18 protein-coding genes are annotated in these 20687 nt (G+C 52.9%); 12 read left to right on the top strand and 6 right to left on the bottom strand.

Features of this window, described 5'->3' with window-relative positions:
- The first annotated feature begins 3 nt into the window (after positions 1-3).
- Positions 4-4053, top strand: coding sequence for a pilus assembly protein (locus BLP53_RS10620; RefSeq protein ID WP_091472144.1), 4050 nt, complete (start codon positions 4-6; stop codon positions 4051-4053).
- Positions 4054-4370: 317 nt separating this feature from the next.
- Here the strand turns inward: BLP53_RS10620 and BLP53_RS13680 are convergent, their stop codons facing one another.
- Positions 4371-4526 (bottom strand): hypothetical protein, encoded by a 156-nt coding sequence (locus tag BLP53_RS13680; RefSeq protein ID WP_176755268.1) that lies wholly within the window; start codon positions 4524-4526, stop codon positions 4371-4373.
- 223 nt (positions 4527-4749) lie between these two features.
- Here BLP53_RS13680 and BLP53_RS10615 point away from each other — a divergent pair, with 223 nt between their 5' ends.
- Positions 4750-5157, top strand: a complete 408-nt coding sequence (locus BLP53_RS10615) for a hypothetical protein (RefSeq protein ID WP_091472143.1) — start codon at positions 4750-4752, stop codon at positions 5155-5157.
- Here BLP53_RS10615 and BLP53_RS10610 read toward each other — a convergent pair whose 3' ends face one another.
- Genes BLP53_RS10610 through BLP53_RS10600 form a run of 3 tightly spaced genes read right to left on the bottom strand, consistent with a single transcriptional unit; the run spans position 5158 to position 7463 of the window.
- A complete protein-coding gene (locus BLP53_RS10610) occupies positions 5158-5661 on the bottom strand; it encodes a DUF1993 domain-containing protein (protein ID WP_091472142.1) in 504 nt (167 codons plus the stop codon).
- A gap of 12 nt (positions 5662-5673) precedes the next feature.
- Positions 5674-7173, bottom strand: a complete 1500-nt coding sequence (locus BLP53_RS10605; protein WP_091472141.1) for a YifB family Mg chelatase-like AAA ATPase — start codon at positions 7171-7173, stop codon at positions 5674-5676.
- A gap of 35 nt (positions 7174-7208) precedes the next feature.
- Entirely contained in the window at positions 7209-7463 is a 255-nt protein-coding gene (locus tag BLP53_RS10600; RefSeq protein ID WP_091472140.1) for an accessory factor UbiK family protein, read from the bottom strand.
- A gap of 257 nt (positions 7464-7720) precedes the next feature.
- On the opposite strand from BLP53_RS10600, the gene BLP53_RS10595 reads away from it, so the two are divergent.
- The 3 genes from BLP53_RS10595 to BLP53_RS10585 are packed head-to-tail and all read left to right on the top strand — an operon-like array spanning position 7721 to position 10448.
- A complete protein-coding gene (locus BLP53_RS10595; RefSeq protein WP_091472139.1) occupies positions 7721-8647 on the top strand; it encodes a TorF family putative porin in 927 nt (308 codons plus the stop codon).
- Between the two features lie 55 nt (positions 8648-8702).
- Positions 8703-9041: a P-II family nitrogen regulator gene (glnK, locus tag BLP53_RS10590; RefSeq protein ID WP_091472138.1), complete on the top strand. Its 339-nt coding sequence runs from the start codon at positions 8703-8705 to the stop codon at positions 9039-9041.
- A 15-nt stretch (positions 9042-9056) separates the two neighbouring features.
- Positions 9057-10448 (top strand): ammonium transporter, encoded by a 1392-nt coding sequence (locus BLP53_RS10585; protein WP_091472137.1) that lies wholly within the window; start codon positions 9057-9059, stop codon positions 10446-10448.
- Positions 10449-10608: 160 nt separating this feature from the next.
- Here the strand turns inward: BLP53_RS10585 and BLP53_RS10580 are convergent, their stop codons facing one another.
- Positions 10609-11253, bottom strand: coding sequence for a hypothetical protein (locus tag BLP53_RS10580; protein WP_091472136.1), 645 nt, complete (start codon positions 11251-11253; stop codon positions 10609-10611).
- Positions 11254-11271: 18 nt separating this feature from the next.
- Entirely contained in the window at positions 11272-13698 is a 2427-nt protein-coding gene (locus BLP53_RS10575) for a penicillin-binding protein 1A (protein ID WP_091472135.1), read from the bottom strand.
- Between the two features lie 209 nt (positions 13699-13907).
- Between BLP53_RS10575 and BLP53_RS10570 the strand changes: the two genes are divergently transcribed.
- The 7 genes from BLP53_RS10570 to aroB all read left to right on the top strand — a co-directional run bounded on the left by BLP53_RS10570 (position 13908) and on the right by aroB (position 20680).
- Entirely contained in the window at positions 13908-14981 is a 1074-nt protein-coding gene (locus BLP53_RS10570; RefSeq protein WP_091472134.1) for a pilus assembly protein PilM, read from the top strand.
- Positions 14978-15577, top strand: coding sequence for a PilN domain-containing protein (locus BLP53_RS10565; protein ID WP_091472133.1), 600 nt, complete (start codon positions 14978-14980; stop codon positions 15575-15577). The genes BLP53_RS10570 and BLP53_RS10565 overlap by 4 nt, the downstream gene beginning before the upstream one ends.
- Before the next feature lie 8 nt (positions 15578-15585).
- Positions 15586-16236 (top strand): type IV pilus inner membrane component PilO, encoded by a 651-nt coding sequence (locus BLP53_RS10560; RefSeq protein ID WP_091472132.1) that lies wholly within the window; start codon positions 15586-15588, stop codon positions 16234-16236.
- Complete coding sequence (locus BLP53_RS10555; RefSeq protein ID WP_091472131.1) at positions 16233-16763, top strand: pilus assembly protein PilP; 531 nt, start codon at positions 16233-16235, stop codon at positions 16761-16763. The genes BLP53_RS10560 and BLP53_RS10555 overlap by 4 nt, the downstream gene beginning before the upstream one ends.
- Positions 16760-18997 carry a type IV pilus secretin PilQ gene (locus BLP53_RS10550; protein WP_091472130.1) on the top strand — a complete coding sequence of 746 codons (2238 nt, stop codon included), beginning with the start codon at positions 16760-16762 and terminating at the stop codon, positions 18995-18997. The genes BLP53_RS10555 and BLP53_RS10550 overlap by 4 nt, the downstream gene beginning before the upstream one ends.
- A 73-nt stretch (positions 18998-19070) precedes the next feature.
- On the top strand, positions 19071-19613 hold the full coding sequence (locus BLP53_RS10545) for a shikimate kinase (protein ID WP_091472365.1): 543 nt from the start codon (positions 19071-19073) through the stop codon (positions 19611-19613).
- A complete protein-coding gene (aroB, locus tag BLP53_RS10540; RefSeq protein WP_091472129.1) occupies positions 19601-20680 on the top strand; it encodes a 3-dehydroquinate synthase in 1080 nt (359 codons plus the stop codon). The genes BLP53_RS10545 and aroB overlap by 13 nt, the downstream gene beginning before the upstream one ends.
- The last annotated feature ends 7 nt before the right edge of the window (positions 20681-20687 follow it).

The raw sequence follows: 20687 nt of genomic DNA, 5'->3' as shown, positions 1-20687 counted from the left end.
ACCATGACACACACCTACTGGATGCGCCTGTTGACCTGTCTTGGATTATTGTTGCCCGGCGTGTTGCAGGCCGAATTCCTGGATCTGGCAACCATGCCATTACAGACCTCGGGTAGTTCGGATGTGAAGCCTAACCTGATGTTTGTACTGGATAATTCTGGCAGTATGGCCTGGGATTATGCGCCTGACTGGGCGGATTCATCTTCGGACTGGCTATTCAGTAACGCCGATTACAACACCCAATATTATGACCCGGAAGTGCAATATAGTCCGCCACTCACTTATCAGGGCGTGAGTATGGCGAACCAGACCACATTCAACGCCGTGGCAAATGAGGTAAATGAGTCAGGCGCCATTAAAAATGGCAAGACAGACCTCAGGACCAAGGCGTTCTACTATGCGTTTGTGCCTGGAGAGTTTTGCTCTACACCGGGCCTGACCAGTTGTGTGATTTCAAAAACAGAGACAACCGATTATCCTTATCCCGCTGACATCCGCTGGTGTAATACCAGCCAGGCGGCCACCCGCCGCCAGCTGACAACGGCTTCCATGCGTTGCCAGAAAATCCGTAACGCCAGCGCTACCGTGAATGATGGCAATACGTATACCAATTTGCGTCGGCCAATGTCGACCTACAAATTGACGCTGACCAAGACCGGCAGCAGTTTCAGCAATGTTTCTGTGCAGAGTATCAAAATCAATAATATTGAGATTCTGGCACAAGCTGCTTCTTCGAATAGCAGCAGTGGTTTAGCCGTGTTGCTGAGCGGTTCCCTTTACATTTGCCAGGGCTCCTTACGTGGTAATTGCAATCTGAGCGGTAATACAGTCAGCCAAAGTGGCAGTGTGCTCACGATCGTGACGCCTGCCGGCGAGCCGGTTGACCCTTCAACACCGATTCAGGTCACCATGACGGGTGGAACTTACACCGCGCAACTGACAACGGATACGACTAACGATATTCCCGGTAGCCTGGTGTACAAGCAAATTGTCAGTACCGATGATATTTATACGGCACCGGGGAAAATCGTGAAAGGCGTGGACAGAACAGATTGTGCCAGTTCGACCATCTGTACCTATAACGAAGAAATGACCAATTATGCCAATTGGTGGGCTTATTACCGCACCCGCATGCAGTCCATGAAAACGGCAGCCAGCCAGGCATTCAAGGCATTGGATTCCCGTTACCGGGTCGGGTTGGTGACCATTAACAGCCCGGGTTCCAACTACCTGACCATCGCCCCTTTCGACAACGACCAGAAACAAGCCTGGTATAAAAAACTGTTTGCGGTCTCTGCCAGTGGCGGCACGCCGCTACGTACTGCATTATCGAGTGTGGGGCGGCATTTTGCCGGTAAAAAAACACTGGGTAATGATGATCCGATGCAGTACGCCTGCCAATCCAACTTTGCACTGTTAACGACGGATGGCTACTGGAACGATACCAGTAATCCCACCCGTATCAACGGTGCTGCGATTGGTGACATGGACGGCACGGATACCTCCCCTCCTCAACTGGATAGCAGTAAAAAATCCAATACGTTGGCGGATACGGCTAAATATTTTTATGACACCGATATCCGGGATAGTGCATTGTCAAATTGCAATGGTGGCCTGGGCTCTTCCGTTTGCGGAACGGCCAGCGACTATCCGAAACAGAATATGGTGACCATGACGCTGGGTCTGGGTATAGACGGTACGCTGGTGTATACCGATGACTATAAGAGCCAGGTTGCCGGGGATTATAAGGACCTCAATTCCAGTCCCATGCAGAAAAACTGGCCAGACCCCATCAAGGCTGAAGATGGTACCCGTATTGATGACTTATGGCATGCAGCTGTAAACGCTGGTGGCACGTATTACAGTGCCAGCAATCCCAAGTTGTTGCGGGAGTCACTGGCAAAAGGCCTGTCCGAAATCAAGTCCGTGCAAGGCGCGAGTGCCGCTGCTGCTGCCAGCAGCCTGGCACCCACCAATGGGGATAACTTCCAATATGTGGCTAGTTATCAGACCGTGAAGTGGACGGGCAACCTGGAGGCACGTACGGTAGATGTCAAAACATTGGATACCTCAGCAACGGCTGTCTGGTGTATAGAGAATGTCGCGGCTGAGGCCTGCTCATCCCCGGCGACGCAATATAGCGCAGATGGCAAGTTTTACTGCAAGACCGTGAATTCCACTGACGAGGATTGCAGCAGCGCCAAAGGTAATCTGGGCGAAGCATTAGGATTGAGTGAACCGACGTCGTGTTATGTGGAAATTGCCAACAGTTGTACCGGGCGCCTGCAGACACAGGCAGCCAATGTCAATGGTCGCAAGATTTACTTTAACCTGAATAATGCGCTGGTGCCTTTTACTGCAGATAATTTACCCGCCCGGCACCGCGATGCGCTTGCCGATGGCTATGCAGCATTGAGCCAGATGCAGGGCTTGCCTGCTACAGATCCTAAAATCACTGATGCCAACAAGGTGGGCAAGCTGGTGGATTATTTGCGTGGCAGGAAAACCTATGAAGATTCCAGCCTGAATACGGTGAATGAAAACCGCTTGTTCCGCGAGCGGCAGGCCACGCTGGGGGATATTTCGCAGTCGCGTCCGGCCTATTTTAAAGTCTCAAATGCGGGATACCTGGACGCGAATTACAAAGCTTACAAAACCTCGATGGAAAGCCGTCTGCCGGCCATATATGTAGGCGCCAATGACGGTATGTTACATGCGTTTAATGCAACGACAGGTGAGGAGTTGTGGGCATTTATTCCGACACCTGTGATTGCCAACCTGGCCAACCTGGCCGATAAGGAATATGGTGCGAATTACCACACCAACTATGTCAATGGCAGCCCTGTCATCAGTGATATCTGCGTCTCGGGTTGTAGTGGTAGCAGTGCCGTCTGGCGCACCATCCTGGTTTCTGGCCTGAATGGTGGCGGGCGGGGCTATTTTGCGCTTGATGTGACTGACCCGACTGCGCCAACCTTGTTGTGGGAGTTTTATGCTGGTGCTGGGTTGAACGGCAATCTTGGCTATAGCTTCGGCAATCCTGTGGTGACCAAAATGCAGGATGGTCGCTGGGTCGTCCTGGTGACTTCCGGCTATAACAATGGTACCTATGCGCGCAAGCTCAATGATGGCAGTTATGTGAATAACAGTCCGGCAGGGGATGGGGGTGGTTATTTGTATGTACTGGATGCAAATACTGGCATGCAGGTCAGAACGGCACTTTCCACCGGGTCAGGTGAGCCGGGTGCTCCAAGCGGATTAGCGAAAATCGCGGCATACGCAGATCAGATGTTTGAAAGTAATATGGCATTGAATGTTTATGGTGGCGATTTAAACGGGAATGTCTGGCGGTTTGATATTAATACCGGTGCGGTCACAAGGATTGCCACGTTTGATGGAGGAGGCAGTCCACAAAAAATTACCACCCAGCCTGAATTGGGTAAAGTGGATAATAACAAGGTAGTGATGATAGGGACCGGTAAATTTCTGGAACTTGCTGACTTGACCAATGCCCCGCAAAACTCAGTGTATGTTTTTAAAGATAATGGCCAGTCTACTGCGATAGGACGTAATCAGTTGGTGCAGCAAGACCTGACTGGTGACCGTAAAGTCACCTCTCCTGCCAATGTGAATTTTGATAATGGCTTTGGCTGGTTTCTGGATTTCCCGGCGGGTGAGCGCGTGAATCTGGATCCTTTATTGCTGAACGGTGTGCTGCTGATGCCAACACTGGTGCCGACCAGCCAGGCCTGCAGCGGTGCCGGTTATGGCTGGTTCAATTATTTTGATTATAAAAAAGGCGGTTCGCTATTACCAAGCGGCATCGTTTCGGAGCGCATGCTGACACCGGCCGTGGGTTTTAATATTGTGTATGACGGCAATGGCATCCCGCATGTGGTGGTGACCGGCAGTAATGATCCGACCCCGCAGCAGTTGAGTCTGGATGACCAGGTGTTCGGGCTTTCCGGTACAGGCAAGACCGGGACGATCTTCAAGCAAAAAAGTAATGGCAGTTATGGCACCAAGCAAAGCTGGCATGAACTGATTCAGTAACCAATAAAAAAGCCCCATCGAGGGGCTTTTTTGTATTGACTCCGTTATTTCACCTTTTTTGCGAACGCATACAAAACGATGCAAATCACGGCAACAACACCAATCAGCGCATAGATTCCGATCGCTCCTAAAAACATACCTGCCTCCTTCGTGATGGTGGATAAGGAAAGTTCATTCTAAGGAATCATGCAGGGCATGTCTATATGCCGCTGGGGGCATGGCGGGTCAGGCTGCCATTTGCAGGAAATAGAGATGGTTTATGCCGGAGATGCCAGCAAAATGTAGCGATTAACCAGGCTGTTAACCACTGATTATTTTCAAACGACTTCGAGAGATAGCTCAGCGGGTTTGTAGATTGCCAGAATATTGCTATCTGCTGCGATATCTTCGGCCAGGTACATAATATCCTGTGCGGTCATCAGTTCAGGAATGCCGGCAGTATATGCCAGGGGTTCTTGCTGCCATTCGATCATGATTTTTCCTTTGTTTGCGGTCTATAAATCAGTTAACGTCATGCCGGATTAATTCTGAAGCACCCTGTTGCAAATAAGCGCATGGATTATCAGACTTTCATCCTAATACATTGAATGCTAACGGATTTATATGACGGTTTAATGAAGAGAATGACGAAAGTGAATTTGCGGTAACGTCTGGAACGGGTGCACAATGGGTGTTCCATAAAAACAGGGAAAATATATGCGGCTAGTCCATATCGGGAGCGTGCTGGGTGTGTTGCTGCTCACAGGCGTGGGCATGCTGTACTGGCAGAACCTATCGGAAGACGCGCCTGCCGCACCAGGGACATTGGTCAAAACCATTAACCAGTGTGATTTAATCGCGGGCAAGGCAGCGGCCGCATTACCGGAGTCCTTGCCCTTCCAGCAGCAGGAGAAAATAGCCCGGCAATCTCATGTGCTGGAGCGCTGCATGCAAGACCGGGGCTATCGGGAAAACCCTGCCTGGAAGGCGCAGGCCAGTACGCAAGCGCGCCAGGTTGCGCTGGCACGGCATATATCAGAAGGGGAAGCTTATGAAGCCTTGCGCAGGCAGGCAATGTTGAAAGGCGAAACCAGTGGCATCAGTTACTGGCAGCGACCCCGGTAATCAGCGCTTTTGTCCTAGGTAATCGGTTTTACCCAAGGGCACGCCTGAATGACGCAGGATGTTATAGGCGGTGGTGGTGTGGAAATAGACATTTGGCATCGCCCATTTCTGCAGGTAATCCAGGCCGGTGAAGGTCAGGTCCACTTTGCGTATGGTCAGCACCACTTCCTTGCTCTCTGCGCCTTCCAGTTGTGCCGGCTGGATGTGTGATAAAAAATCGACCGTTTTATCAATGCGCGCATACAGCATGTCAAAGCTGGTTTCATTATCTTCGTATTGTGGCATCTCCACCCCTGCCAGCCGTGCACCCACGCCTTTGCTCATATCGCTGACCAGTTGTACCTGCCTGGACAGCGGATACATATCCACCGCCAGCCGGCTGTTCAGCAGGACTTCCGGGGCCACTTTCTTTTGCTCCGCATAGGCTTCACCTTGCTGCAAGATGTGCTTCAGGTTATCCAGGTTGCGCAAAAGCGGGGCAATGCTAATGTCATATAAATGCATGGTCAAAATACCTCAGTGTTCATAACGGCGATATTGTAACGCTTCCGCGATATGGGCATCACTGATGGCTGGGCTGCCTGCCAGATCGGCAATCGTGCGGGCAAGTTTGAGGATGCGGTGATAACTGCGTGCCGATAAGGCAAATTTTTGCATGGCCGCCTGTAGCAAGTGGCTGCTCTTTTCAGTCAGCGGGCAATGGATTTCTATTTCCAGTGGCCCTAGCGCGGCGTTCGGTTTGCCCTGCCGCTGCATTTGCCGCTCCCTTGCCTGCACCACGCGCTCGCGTATCGCGGCACTGGATTCTCCCGCCTGGCGCTGGCTGAGTTCTTCCGGTTTGAGTGCCGGTACATCAATATTCATGTCTATGCGATCCAGCAAGGGGCCGGATAGTTTGTTTTTATAACGGGCGACCTGGTCGGGTGTGCAACGGCAGCGCTGCTGATAGTGGCCGTAATAACCACACGGGCAGGGATTCATGGCGGCCAGTAACTGGAACTGTGCCGGAAACGTGGCTTGCCGGGCGGCGCGTGAAATGGTGATGTTGCCGCTCTCCAGCGGCTCCCGTAATACTTCCAGGACTTTGCGGTCAAATTCGGGTAGTTCATCCAGGAATAACACGCCATGATGGGCGAGGCTGATTTCACCAGGCCTGGGGACACTGCCGCCGCCGACTAAAGCGACAGCGGACGAAGTATGATGAGGCGCACGCAGCGGGCGCTGTTTCCAGCTGGCGGCGGGAAACTGGCCGTTTAATGACAATATCGCTGCGCTTTCCAGGGCTTCCTGCGTCGTCATGTCGGGCAGGATGCTGATAAAGCGATGTGCCAGCATGCTTTTACCCGTGCCGGGCGGCCCGCTCATCAGCAGGCTGTGTTGCCCGGCGGCAGCCAATTCCAGGGCGCGTTTGGCGTGTAATTGACCTTTGACTTCCTGATAATCCGGTAAAGGTGCGGGCGCGTTATGCCACAGGGTGGTTTGCTGTGGCAGTGCCTGCTTGCCGGATAGATGTGCGCATACCGCCAGTAAGCTGTCGGCGGCGTAGACGACCGAACCTTCCACCAGGCTGGCTTCACAGGCGCTTTCCCGGGGCAGGATGGTCGCCTGGGTGGTATGAGGGGCTTGATGCAGCTGGTAAGCCATGGCCAGTGCACCACGTACCGGGCGCAAAGCGCCGGTCAGCGCCAGCTCACCGGCGATCACATAATCGGCCAGGTGTTTCTTGGGCAGTTGGCCCGAAGCGGCCAGAATGCCGAGCGCAATGGGTAAATCATAGCGACCACCTTCTTTGGGCAAATCGGCCGGGGCAAGGTTAACCGTAATCCGGCGTGCCGGGAATTCGAACTGGGCGGTTTGTATCGCGGCCCGTACCCTGTCCTTGCTTTCTTTGACCTCGGTTTCCGGCAATCCGACAATGGTAAAACTGGGCAATCCGTTTGCCAGGTGGACTTCTACTACCACTTCCGGCGCTTCCATGCCGCTCAGCGCACGACTATACAAAACTGCCAGACTCATGTTGCACTCCCGTGTGGAATGCTAACAATTGTAAATTATTTTTTACTTTCTGTTGCCTGCGCCTGTTCCAGCGCGCTGATTTTTTCTTCCAGGGCACGCAATTGTTGCTGGGTGCGTGCCAGTAATGCCGACTGAATATCGAATTCTTCACGCGAAACCAGTTCCATTTTGGTGAGCGCGCCCTGAATCAGTGCACGCAAATTGGTTTCAAGCTCCGAAATAGGGCTGGATTCTATTAGTTGTTTGATTTTAAAAGACAATTCATTCACTTTTTCGTTGGAAAATAGCATATTGATACGCTCCTTTGGGCGGGATTCTAGCATGGATAGCAACGATAATGGCATTATTTGAAAATTGAAAATCTGTTTTAATTTATTAAAATCAAATAGTTAAATAATTTATTTTAATCAATTATTTATATTTTAATTATAACTAATTGATTATAAATAATTATGTTGGTTGGCACATGGATTGCTTAGAGAGAAGTGTTGTTACAGGCTTATTTACAACAATTCGATTAAAGACTTTAAAGAGAGAGGGCTTATTCATGCGTCAATCTATTTTACTTACAGCCGTATTAAGTGCTTTGTCTTTTGCACAGGCTTCTTATGCCGCTGAGGAAGAAGCAAAATCTGCATGGGCAGCGACCGCTAACGTTGGGGTGGTTTCCGATTACTATGCACGTGGTATCTCCCAAAACTGGCATAAGCCGGCTGTACAAGGGGGTATCGATATTACTCATGACAGCGGCTTTTATGTTGGCACCTGGGGCTCCAACGTCACGCCGAATACTTTCCCGGATGCGACGGGGGAAATCGATGTATATGGCGGTTACAATGGTACGATTTCCGCAGTGGATGGCCTGGGCTGGACAGCGGGCCTGATTAGCTATCTGTACCCGGGCGGTTCATGGAAAAAATACAATGCCTATGGTGATCCTGCAGGCTTGCGCCAAACCCCGAAAGGCGGCAAATGGAACACCACCGAAGCGAACATAGGTATATCTTATAGCTACTTCAGTGCCAAGCTGTCTTATACATTGACGGATTGGTTCGGTGCGGAGAAAGATACTGGCTGGGATGGTGGGACCAAAGGGACGACTTACGTGGAATTGAACATGGCTTATCCACTGCCATGGTGGGAGTTGATGCTGGTAGGCCACGTGGGTCATCTGAATGTGAACGGCAAGCTGGATCCGGCGGCAGACTTCAGTGCCATTGGCGGCGGTGCGGCGCCAAGCAGCAGTATTTCCGGCGCAACCAATCCTGATTACACGGATTACAAGATCGGGTTAAGCAAGGCATTCAAGATCGGTTCAGCAGAAGGCTGGACGGCGGGCTTGTACTGGGTGGGCGCAAATAACAGCCGGTACTGGGGTGATAAAGGCTATGGCGGTACCAGTTTTAACGGTAGCCCGGAGACTAAGAACCTGAATGATGGTCGTGCAGTATTTACACTGACACGTACTTTCTAACAAGGGATAATCTGGCAGGCATGGGGCCTGCCAGACTTGATAACAGGAGAAACAAATGAAATTTGTATCCGCAATAATCAAGCCATTCAAGCTTGATGAGGTGCGTGAAGCCTTGTCCAACATCGGGGTGCAAGGGATCACGGTCACGGAAGTGAAGGGGTTTGGTCGCCAGAAGGGGCATACCGAGTTATATCGCGGGGCAGAATACGTCGTAGATTTCCTGCCTAAAGTGAAGCTGGAAGTCGCCATCAGTGACGACATGCTGGATCAGGTCGTGGACGCGATTGAGAAAGCGGCTGCAACGGGCAAAATCGGTGATGGCAAAGTATTTGTCTTCGATCTGGAACAAGTTTACCGTATCCGTACCGGCGAAACCGGCCCGGATGCATTATAAGAGAGGGCTTCAGTCATGAAGAAAATTCTTTCTGTATTATCGCTGGTTGCCCTGATGGGGTTGGCTGCCACGCCTGTCACGTATGCTGAAGAGACTGTGACGGAAACTGTGACAATTGAACAAACTGCCGCACCCGAGGCTGCACCGGCTGCCGAAGCGGCACCGGCAGAAGCTGCCGCCGCTGAAGCACCTGCGACTCTGGATGTAGGCAACACTGCATTTATGATTATCGCCACTGTGCTGGTGATCTTGATGACGATTCCTGGCCTGGCATTGTTCTACGGTGGCCTGGTCCGTCAGAAAAACATGCTGTCAGTATTGATGCAAGTGTTTGTCGTGTTCTCACTTATCTCCGTATTGTGGGCGGCCTATGGCTACAGCCTGGCATTCAGCGAAGGCAATATGATTATCGGTGGCTTGAGCAAGGCATTTCTTTCCGGCATTACGACTGAAAGCCTGTCTGGCACCATTCCTGAATATGTCTTCCTGACATTCCAGATGATCTTTGCTGCACTGACACCTGCCCTGATTGTCGGTGGGTTTGCCGAGCGTATGAAGTTCTCCGCCGTGCTGCTGTTCACCGCGCTATGGGTCACGTTTGCTTATATCCCAATCGCCCATATGGTATGGGGTGGCGGCTACCTGGCAGAACTGGGTGCCAAAGACTTCGCCGGTGGTACCGTTGTGCATATCAATGCCGGTGTGGCAGCGCTGATTGGCGCGATCATGCTGGGCAAGCGTATCGGTTACGGTAAAGAGGCCATGCCTCCGCATAACCTGGTCATGACGATGGTCGGTGCTGCCCTGCTGTGGGTGGGCTGGTTCGGTTTCAACGTAGGCAGCGAACTGGCGGCTGATGCTACCGCTGGCATGGTGCTGGTTAACACACAACTGGCCACTGCGGCAGCTGTGCTGGGCTGGATCTTTGCTGAATGGTTGTTCCGCGGCAAGCCCAGTATGCTGGGTGCGGCATCTGGTGCAGTCGCCGGCCTGGTGGCAATTACCCCGGCTTGTGGCTTCATCGGCCCGATGGGCTCCATCATCCTTGGCTTCACTGCCAGCTTGGTCAGCCTGTGGGGTGTGACCAAACTGAAAGCGGCACTGGGCTATGATGATTCCCTGGATGTCTTTGGTGTACACGGCCTGGCGGGTATCTGGGGCGCAGTCGGCACCGGTATCCTGATGTCGCCCGGCCTGGGTGGTGTTGGATACGCCGAAGGGGTGTCCATGGGTGACCAGGTGACCGTACAAATCATCGCTGTGGTGGTGACACTGATCTGGACCGGTATCGTAAGTGTGATTCTGTACAAAATTGTAGATGCCGTGATCGGCCTGCGTGTGAGTGAAGAATACGAGCGCGAAGGCCTGGATACGACAGAGCATGGCGAACGTGCTTATACCATGTAAACACTTCAGTGCATGATAAAAAACGGCTCTTCTGAGCCGTTTTTTATTGCCCGCCGGGATTATGGGACCGAATGATGAATCAGTGGCAGCTCGTAAAAATGCTGCGAGGAGAGTGTGATAAGCATTACCGGGGACAGCATGCAGTAAATGAAGAGCGGGTCTATTCCTGCCCTGGGGATTGTTGCGCGCTTAACAGTTCGCTGAGTTGCGGCAGGCCCATGCGGTGTATGCCAGCCTTTTCCCCGCTTTTGCGTGGAGCCGCACGAATATCATCAGCCTCAAAAATACTGATGCGCTGTGTGCCAAAACGCGTTTCCACCCGTACCACAGGCACACGCTTGCGTACCAGTTCATGTTTTTGCTTGCCAGGGCGGTCTGACATACGGTACTGCTGCTCATCCGCATGGTAAGGAATATTCTGGTTGAGCAAAAATATTTCCAGCTCCTTGGCGCTTTCGGCAAACACATGTATTTCGGTGTCGGCATAAGGGCCTGCGGTGCCATCCATGACAGAACCCGTCAGGTGCGGGTTGAATTTTTTTAATAACTGCATGGTATGCAAGGCTGCCTGGCGCAGGTCCAGCAGGTGTGCGGCATCGGTTTCGTCGGCATACAGGGCGTGGTATTCACGCAAGGCCATATCAATCTCGGCATTGGTGGGCAAGGGCGCATCCTGCTGGATACCCAGTAATTTGACAGCTTTGCGCTTGGCGCGCGCATAGTCACTAATGCCCTCTTCAAACATCAGGCGGGCGGCCGATTGCGCTATTTCTTGGCGCAGGTCACTCGAAAAATCGTCAAACATACCGTTTTACACACGCGATTAATTTGGGCTTAATAGTTTTGCTGCCGGGTTAGCCGGAAGCTGTTTCTTGTCCTCATTGCCGTTGGCTGCATGGTCCCCGATCAAACGCTCCAGGAAGGAAGGCTCATCCTGCTCGGGCGGTTGTTCGCTCGGGTCAAACAAACCGGGCAGGTTTTCAGGTTTGGACTCCGGCAAATGCTCTTCATAGAAGTACTCGTAAATGCCTTCATCATCTTCCTGAATCTGGGCACCAGTGTAAGCGTCCACTTTCAGTTGTAGCACGCCATCTGGCACTTTGTACTGATAAACCGGTACGCCTTTCAGCGTTTCCTGCATATATTTGATCCAGATTGGCAAGGCGGCACGGCCACCGGTTTCCCCGCGTCCCAGGTTATGCGGATTATCATAGCCCATCCAGGCCACGGCGACTTCTTTCGGGTAGTAGCCGGCAAACCAGGCGTCAAACTGGTCGTTGGTGGTACCGGTTTTACCGGCGATATCCGGGCGGCGCAGTGACAGTGCAGCGCGGGCTGTCCCGTCACGCACCACATCCTGCAGCATGGTGGTGATGATAAAGGCGTTGCGCTGGTCAATCACGCGCTCCTTGGAGATGTGCTTGCCCGGCTCTGCGGCCATGATGACCTTGCCGCGGCTGTCTACAATTTTCTCAATCAGATAGGGGTAGACGCGGTAACCACTGTTGGCAAAGCTTGCATAGGCCGCCGCCAACTGCCAGGAAGTGGTTGAGCCTGCACCCAGCGCCGTGGAGAGGTAGGCCGGGTGATCCTTGGGATCAAAACCGAACTTGCGCAGGTAGTCCTGGGCATAACGCGCGCCAATGGCGTTCATCAAGCGGATGGAAATGGTGTTTTTGGATTGTGCCAGCGCTTCACGCAAACGCATGGGGCCTGCATATTTCTCATCATAGTTGCGCGGCGCCCAGTTGCTGTTACTGCCGGTATCGCTTGAGGAAAAACTGAGAGGCGCATCTTCAAACACACTGGCTGGTGAATAGCCTTTTTCCAGTGCAGCAGAATAAATGAATGGCTTGAAGCTTGAGCCTGGCTGGCGATGCCCCTGGGTCACATGGTTATATTTGTTACGCAGGAAACTGAACCCGCCAATCAACGCATTGACCTGGCCGGTTTCCGGGTTAAGTGCGATAAATCCGCTCTCGACCTGCGGTAACTGGACCACCATCCATTGGTCATGTTGCTGGTATACACGGATCACTGCGCCGGGAGTCAGCGTGGTGGATGTACGCTTGGCCGGTGGCATATGGTTTTTCACCAGTAACAGCGCCTTGTCCTGTAATTTGAGCACCGTGCCACGGCTGGTGACCAAAGTGAGCAGATTGGGTTCCACCTTGGTGACCAAAGCGGGCACAAACTGGTTGTAAGTGACAAAATCACGCAGTAAATCACGCGCGGCGTCAGGCGTTACCTGACCCGCTGGCAAGGAAATCACTTTTTCCGGCCCGCGGAACCCATGCCGCAGCTCGAAATTGATAATGCCCTGGATCATGGCCGTATTCGCCGCTTCCTGGTGCTGTTTGTGTATGGTGGTATAGACCTTGAGGCCGCTGCTATACACTTGTTCGCCATAGCGTTTGTAGAGGGTGGTCCGCACAATTTCAGCCACATATTCAGCACCCAGCGCCTGTACCATGCGTTTGGAAGACTGGAATTTCAGGGGTGTTTGCATGGCTTCCTGGAATTCGCTTTGCGAAATCATGCCGTAGCGATGCATGTCGCGCAGCACTTCATGCTGGCGGGTGACTGCGTAGTCCGGATGCAAGTACGGGTCGTATTTGCTGGGGGCTTTGGGCAGGCCGGCCAGGATAGCGGCTTCTGCCAGGTTGATCTGCCGCAGGTCTTTATCAAAATAGGTTCTGGAGGCCGCTGCAAAGCCATACGCACGTTCACCCAGGTAAATCTGGTTCAGGTAGAGCTCAAGGATTTTATCCTTGCTGATGGCGTTCTCGATCTTGATCGCCAGCATGGCCTCTTTGATCTTGGTCCAGATATTACGCGGCGCATTAGGGCCGCTGAAGAAGTTCTTGGCCACCTGCATGGTGATGGTACTGGCGCCTTCATGGCCGCGCCCGGTCACGTTGTTGCGGATGGCACGCAGGATACCGGTGGTATCGATACCGTGGTGCTGGTAAAAGCGCCGGTCCTCAATGGCCAGGATGGCGTCTTTCATCACCTTGGGGATCTGCTCAATCGGCACGAAAGCACGGCGCTCCTGACCGAACTCGCCAATCAGGTTGCTTTCCGCATCATAAATCCGCAAGGGTAATTTCGGGCGGTAATCCGTTAACGCTTCCAGTGAAGGCAGCGAGGGATACAGGATACTGATCACCAGCACCAGGAGTGCTGCAACGATCAAACTGCCGATAAGGGAAACAAAAAGAAGAGACTGTAACCAGTGTTTTGAATTCATGACTCGTGTTGCCATCGTGAGAATTACCCCTGAATTGTAATCTTTTTTTGCTGATTCATCGGCAGTTAATTGTGGAATCATGCAAATAATCAGCGTCTGTCTGGCTGCAAACCAGGCAGGAAGACGGGTTTTGCAGTTAAAAATACAAGGGTTGGCACGGTTGATGCATGCCTTTGCGAGAATTTAAATAACTCTAAAGGGAAAGTCAGTTGAATCTGGGCTTTTTACAACGAAAAAAAACCAGTTTTATCGGGGTGGATGTCAGTGCAACCGCTATCAAAATGGTGGAGCTTTCGGCGATTGGCAAGCACCAGTTCCGGCTGGATGGCTATGCCAGCGTCGCTTTGCCCAAAGGGGTGATCAGCGATGGCAACATCAGCGACCTGGCCCAGGTGGCAGACACCATGCGTTCGACCTGGCGATTGCTGGGGTCACGCGCACGGCAGGTGGTGCTGGCCTTGCCTGCATCAGCCGTGATTTCAAAGCGCGTTATCATGCCGGCCGGCATGCGCGATGAGGATATGGAACTGCAAGTTGAATCCGAAGCACACCAGTATATTCCCTTCCCGCTGGATGAAATGAACCTGGATTTCCAGGTGCTGGGGCCCATCGGTAAGGCAGACGACGAGGTCGAAGTGCTGATTGTCGCGGCCAAAAAAGAAAAAATTGATGACCGGGTCGCGGTGGCGGAAGAGGCAGGCTTGAAAGTGAGCATTGTGGATGTGGATGCGTATGCCACGGAAACGGCTTACCGCCAGATCCTCCGGCAATTACCCGACCACAGCAAAAAAACGGTCACCATGATTCTCGATATTGGGGCCTATGTCACCCATATTAACGTGATGGTCGGCACGCACTCCATTTATGCGCGCGAACAGGCTTTTGGTGGAGCCATGTTATCGCAGGAAATCCAGCGCCGGTTCGGGCTTTCCCCCGAAGAAAGCGAGATTGCCAAGCGCCAGGGAGGCCTGCCTGAGTCGTATGAGCAGGAAGTCTTGCAGCCATTTCTGCAGAACCTGGCGAGTGAAGCGGCGCGTGCCGTATCTTTCTTTATCAGCTCCACCCAATACAACAAAGTGGATCATGTGTTACTGGCTGGCGGGGTAGCCGCCACCGACGGGCTGGCTGCCCTGATTGCGGAAAAAACCGGCATCCATACGCTGGTGGCTAACCCGTTCCAGGGCATGTCGCTGGTGAATAAAATCAAGGCTTCCCAGCTGGAGACCGATGCGCCGGCACTGATGATTGCCTGTGGCCTGGCATTGCGCGGAGTAGAGGCATGATTAAGGTCAACCTGTTACCGCATCGCCAGCTTCGCCGTGCCGAGCGCCAGCGCGAATTTGGCCTGATGGCTTCGCTGGTCGCCATTGCGGTGGCAGCGATATTGTTCGTGAGCTGGAGCTATATCAAGGCACAGATCGAAGCGCAGCAAGCGCGCAATCAGCGCCTGCAGGATGAAATGGTTCGCCTGGACGAGGAAATTGCCGTGATCGGCAGCCTGAAAGAGCAGATCCAGCATGTGCTCGAGCGTAAACAAATTGTGGAAGGCCTGCAAAGCGACCGTAACCAGGCGGTGCAGATTCTGGATGAGCTGGCCCGGCAACTACCGGAAGGTGTGACCCTGAAAAGTATCAAGCAGCTGGGCGATGAAATCGAAATCAAAGGCGCGGCTGACACCAACGCCAGGATTGCAACACTGGTGCACAACTTGAGCGAATCCTCTTTCATGCATAGCCCCAACCTGGTTGAAATTCGGGCGACCAGCAATCAGCAGGAACAGAAACAGTACGAGTTTGTCCTCAAGGTTTCGCTCAAGCAGGAGCCTGCGGTGGAGAACCAGGACAAGGGCAAGCAGAGCCCAGCCTCGCCAAAAGGATAATTCGCGCCATGCAACTTTCCGATTTTAACAATATTGATTTAAAAAATGCCGGCAACTTGCCACTGCCGGTGAAAGTGGTATTGCTGGGCATGCTGGCGGTGGTGTTGCTGGTGGTGGGCTATATGCTGCTGTTGAATCCCAATTTAAAAGCGCTGCACCTGGAAAAGGAAAAAGAGCAGGGCTTGCGTGATGAATACCTGGTTAAAAAAATCCAGGCGATCAAGAAGAAAGCCTATGAGCAACAGGTGACCGAGATTCAGCACACCTTCGGTACCTTGCTCAAGCAATTGCCGGATAAATCCGAAATGGATGGTTTGCTGACCGATATTAACCAGGCTGGTTTAAGCCAGGGTTTGTCGTTTGAGGGCTTTGTGCCGCAACCGGAAGTGTTTGCCGATTTTTACGCCGAAAAACCCATCAATATCAAGGTGTTGGGACATTACCACCAACTGGGTGCCTTTGTGACTGAAGTGGCCAAACTGTCACGCATTGTGACCTTGCATAACTTGCAGATCCAGCCCATGGCCAAAGAAGAGAAGCAGCCGCATAAAGATTTGCTGGTGATGGAAGCGGTCGCGAAAACCTATCGCTACCTGGATGCCGAAGAAGTCGCGGCGCGCAAAGCACAGGAAAATGCCAAGGCAGGTAAGAAGAAATGATGCGATTCAAGCACCCGGTCACGATATGTTTGGCGCTGTTGCTGGCAGCCTGTGGCAGCGCGCAGCAGGATGATTTGACGCAGTTTATGGACGAGACCAGCCAGACTGCCGTGCCGCCGATTGAACCCCTGCCGCAGGTGCAAGGGTTTTCGCCCAGGCAGTACAACACCGATGGCACCTTGCACGACCCGTTCGTCCCGCGCAAGGCGACGGTGCAAAACACTTTCCAGCCAGACCTCAACCGCCACAAAGAGCCACTGGAAGCCTATCCGTTGGAAAGCCTCAGCTTTGTCGGGGTGATGAGTAAACAGAATAAGGTATTTGCCACCATCCAGACGCCGGATAGCCTGGTCTACCAGGTGAAGCCGGGGAATTACATGGGCGAAAAGCTGGGACAGATCACCGCGCTGGCAGAAAACCGGCAAACCGCGAAATATGAATTAAAAATCAAGGAAACCATTCAGGACCCGATTACGGGTGAGTGGTCCGAGCAGATGACGACATTGGAATTGCAGGAACATCAATGATGAAAAAACTGACCTTTTTTGCTGCCAGGGTAGCATTATTTTCAATGGCGATGGCTGTGCAATGCTGGGCAGGCGCGGCAGAAATGCCCGCTGCCACCAACCAGTTGCAGGCTGTGGATGTGACCACGTTGCCGGGTGGCCGGTTGAATGTACAATTGAAAATGACACAACCGTTGCCTGCGGCCCCGGCCAGTTTTACGCTGTCTAACCCGCCACGCATTGTGTTCGATATTCCTCGCACCAGCAATGCAACGGGCAAGAGTGTCATTGCCGTCAACCAGGGTGCACTGAAATCCATCCAGGTGGCACAGGCCAGTGACCGTAGCCGGCTGGTGTTGAACCTGACCAAACCCGTACAACATCAATTGCAGCTACAGGCACAAACCTTGATGATTGCGCTGGCGCAGGAAGGTAGCGAACCGGCAGCCCCTGTCGCCGCGGCCAAGCGCTTCTCGGAGCCCGCGGTCGAGGCAGCACACCGCATCCGCAACATTGATTTTGTGCGTGGCAAGAATGGCGAAGGGCGTATTCTGGTGGAGTTGTCCGACAGCCATGTGGGTGTCAATGTACGCAATGCAGGCAAAACCGTGGTAGTGGATTTTACGAATACTGACCTGCCGGAATCGTTGCAACGCCGCCTGAATGTCATCAACTTCAATACGCCGGTGATGTATGTGGATGCGCTGAACCATAACCACCAGGCACAACTGGTGATTGAGCCGCAGGGTGACTGGGAGCAGTCGGCTTACCAGACCGACCGTAAACTGGTCGTCGATATCCGCCCATTGGTAAAGGATCCGAATAAACTGATCCAGGGCTCCAAGCAAGGCTACGCAGGCGAAAAACTCTCCCTGAATTTCCAGCGTGTTGATGTCAGGGATGTATTGAAAGTGATTGCTGACTTCACTGGTAAAAATATCGTGGTCAGTGATTCAGTTGCGGGCAGCGTGACCATAGGCCTGAAAGATGTGCCCTGGGATCAGGCGCTGGATGTGATTATGCAAAGCAAGGGGCTGGATATGCGCGTGAACGGCAGTGTTATTTCAGTAGCACCTGCCGAGGAATTTGCGGCCAAGGAAAAAGCGCAACTGACGGCAGAGGCCGAGCGCGAAACACTGGAAAGCCTGCGCACGGAAGTGTTTTCCCTGAAGTACCAGAAAGCGGCGGATTTCAGGAATATGCTGCTGGGTGGCGGGACCAGTACGGCCGGAGGCTCCTCGATGTCGGGTGCTTCCATGGGCGGCTCCATGGGGTCAGCCTCAGGTCGCCTGAACCGTATTCTGTCACCACGTGGCAGTGTCACATTTGATGCGCGCACCAATACCATTTTTGTACAGGATACGCCGCGCAAACTGGAAGAAATCCAGACCATTATCAACAAAGTCGATGTGGCGGTGAAGCAGGTGATGATTGAATCACGCATGGTGATTGCTTCCAACACATTCTCCAAAGCGCTGGGCGCACGGTTTGGCATTACGCAGACAGGCACGCCCGGCAGCAATACCAACCTGACCGTGAGTGGCTCGCTGGGTAACCGGTTCACGGAAATTTCATCCACCGGTGTTGCCACCCAGGGCACGCATAACGGTAGTATCCAGACTGCCAGCACGGGTGGCAGTACACTGACCAGCTCTGATGGCCAGCCGGATTTAATGTCTAACCTGCCAGTGACCAATGCGTATGGCGGTATTGCGCTGAGTTTGCTGAAATTATCTGCGAACATGCTGCTGAACCTGGAGCTGTCCGCACTGGAAGCAGATTCACGCGGTAAAGTCATTTCCAGTCCGCGGGTGACCACCGCCAACCAGCAAAAAGCACGTATTGCGCAGGGCGTGGAAATTCCCTACCAGACCGCGACCAGTAGCGGCGCGACCGCCGTGAGTTTCAAAAAAGCCGAGTTGAGCCTGGAGGTAACGCCGCAAATTACGCCTGACCAGAAGATCATTATGGACCTGGATGTGCGTAAAGATACCAAAGGTGAAGAGACGTCTGGCGGCGTGGCTATCAATACACAGAATGTACAGACACAAGTGCTGGTGGGCAACGGTGAAACCGTGGTGCTTGGCGGTATTTATGAACAGGTCTCGCGCAAGGGCACGGATAAAGTACCATTCTTCGGCGACTTACCGGTGGTGGGATACGCCTTTAAACGCAATACCAAGCAGGAAGATAAAACCGAGCTGCTGATTTTCATCACGCCTAAAGTCATGGATGAAACCCTGGCGCTGAATTAGTACTCATCCTGCTGTTACTGACAGCAGGCAGGCTTTGCCTTAAAATGCCCAACTGTATCGGTTGGGCATTTTTATGGGTGAACGTATACCAAAGAATATTTTTTTGATCGGTTTGATGGGTGCCGGGAAAACCACAGTGGGCAAATTGATTGCCAAAAACCTGGGGAAAACTTTCTATGACACCGATCATGTAATCGAGCAGCGGACCGGCGTGAAAATCCCGACCATTTTTGAGCTGGAAGGCGAGGAAGGGTTTCGCAAGCGTGAAACCTCTACCCTGGATGAGCTGGCACAGCAGGATAACATTGTGCTGGCGACCGGCGGTGGCGCCATCATTGCGCCGGAAAATCGCAAGATCCTGAGAAAACATGGCTATGTGATTTACCTGCGGGCCAATGTCAACGAGTTGTATTTGCGTACCCGTAACGATAAAAACCGCCCCTTATTGCAAAACGTGGATATCAAAGCCAGATTGGAACAATTGTTTCATGCCCGCAATCCACTCTATACCGAAACCGCTGATTTAATCGTGGATACCGGCCACCAGCCGGTGGCCGTGATTATCCATAAAATCGAAACCGCACTGAATGCGCTGGAGTCCTCATGCAAACCCTGACCGTCAGCCTGGCTGACCGTAGTTATCCCATCCATATCGGCAATGGCCTGCTTGGCCAGGCTGATCTGATACTGCCGTACCTCAAGCGCAAACAAGTCGCCATCGTCAGCAATACCACCGTGGCGCCGCTGTATATGCAGGCCCTTGCCCAACCCTTGCGTGATGCGGGCGTCAGCGTGATAGAAATCATCCTGCCGGATGGCGAGGCCTATAAAAACAACGCAACCTTGCAGACCATTTACGATCATCTGCTGCAAAACCGCTGTGAGCGTAATACCACGCTGATCGCGCTCGGCGGCGGCGTGATTGGCGATCTGACCGGCTATGCGGCTGCGACTTATCTGCGTGGTGTGCCATTTATCCAGGTGCCTACGACATTGCTGTCACAGGTGGATTCCAGTGTCGGCGGCAAGACCGGCATCAATCACCCGCTGGGCAAAAACATGATAGGCGCCTTCTACCAGCCCAAACTGGTGCTGGCCGATATTGATACGCTGAAAACCTTGCCGCAGCGCGAGTTGTCGGCGGGTGTTGCCGAAGTCATCAAATATGGCCTGATTCGCGATGCGGACTTCTTTGACTGGCTGGAAACCAATATGCCGGCACTGATGGCGCTGGATACCGCGGTGACCAGCTATGCGATTTACCGCTCCTGCCAGAATAAGGCAGAGGTCGTCGCGGCGGATGAACACGAACAGGGCGAACGCGCTTTGCTGAACCTGGGCCACACTTTTGGCCATGCCATCGAAAACGCCATGGGTTATGGCGTCTGGCTGCATGGCGAAGCGGTGGCGACAGGCACGGTGATGGCGGCGGATTTATCCCAACGCATGGGCTGGCTGGATGCGGCGCAGGTACAGCGTATCAAAATCATTATGCAGGCGGCCAAATTACCAATTGAGGCGCCGGATTTGGGCGCAGAGGAATACCTGCGCCTGATGCAACTGGATAAAAAAGTGGCGGATGGCCGTATTCGCCTGATTTTGCAGCAAGCCATAGGCAAAGCGGTGATCACGGCCGACTATGATGCGGACAAGTTAAAGCAAACGCTGTCACTGGCGGCCTAACGGAATC

Source organism: Methylophilus rhizosphaerae, assembly GCF_900100975.1.
Classification (GTDB): domain Bacteria; phylum Pseudomonadota; class Gammaproteobacteria; order Burkholderiales; family Methylophilaceae; genus Methylophilus; species Methylophilus rhizosphaerae.
The sequence above is the reverse complement of the archived record's forward strand: the minus strand, read 5'-3'. Positions and strand labels throughout refer to the sequence as shown.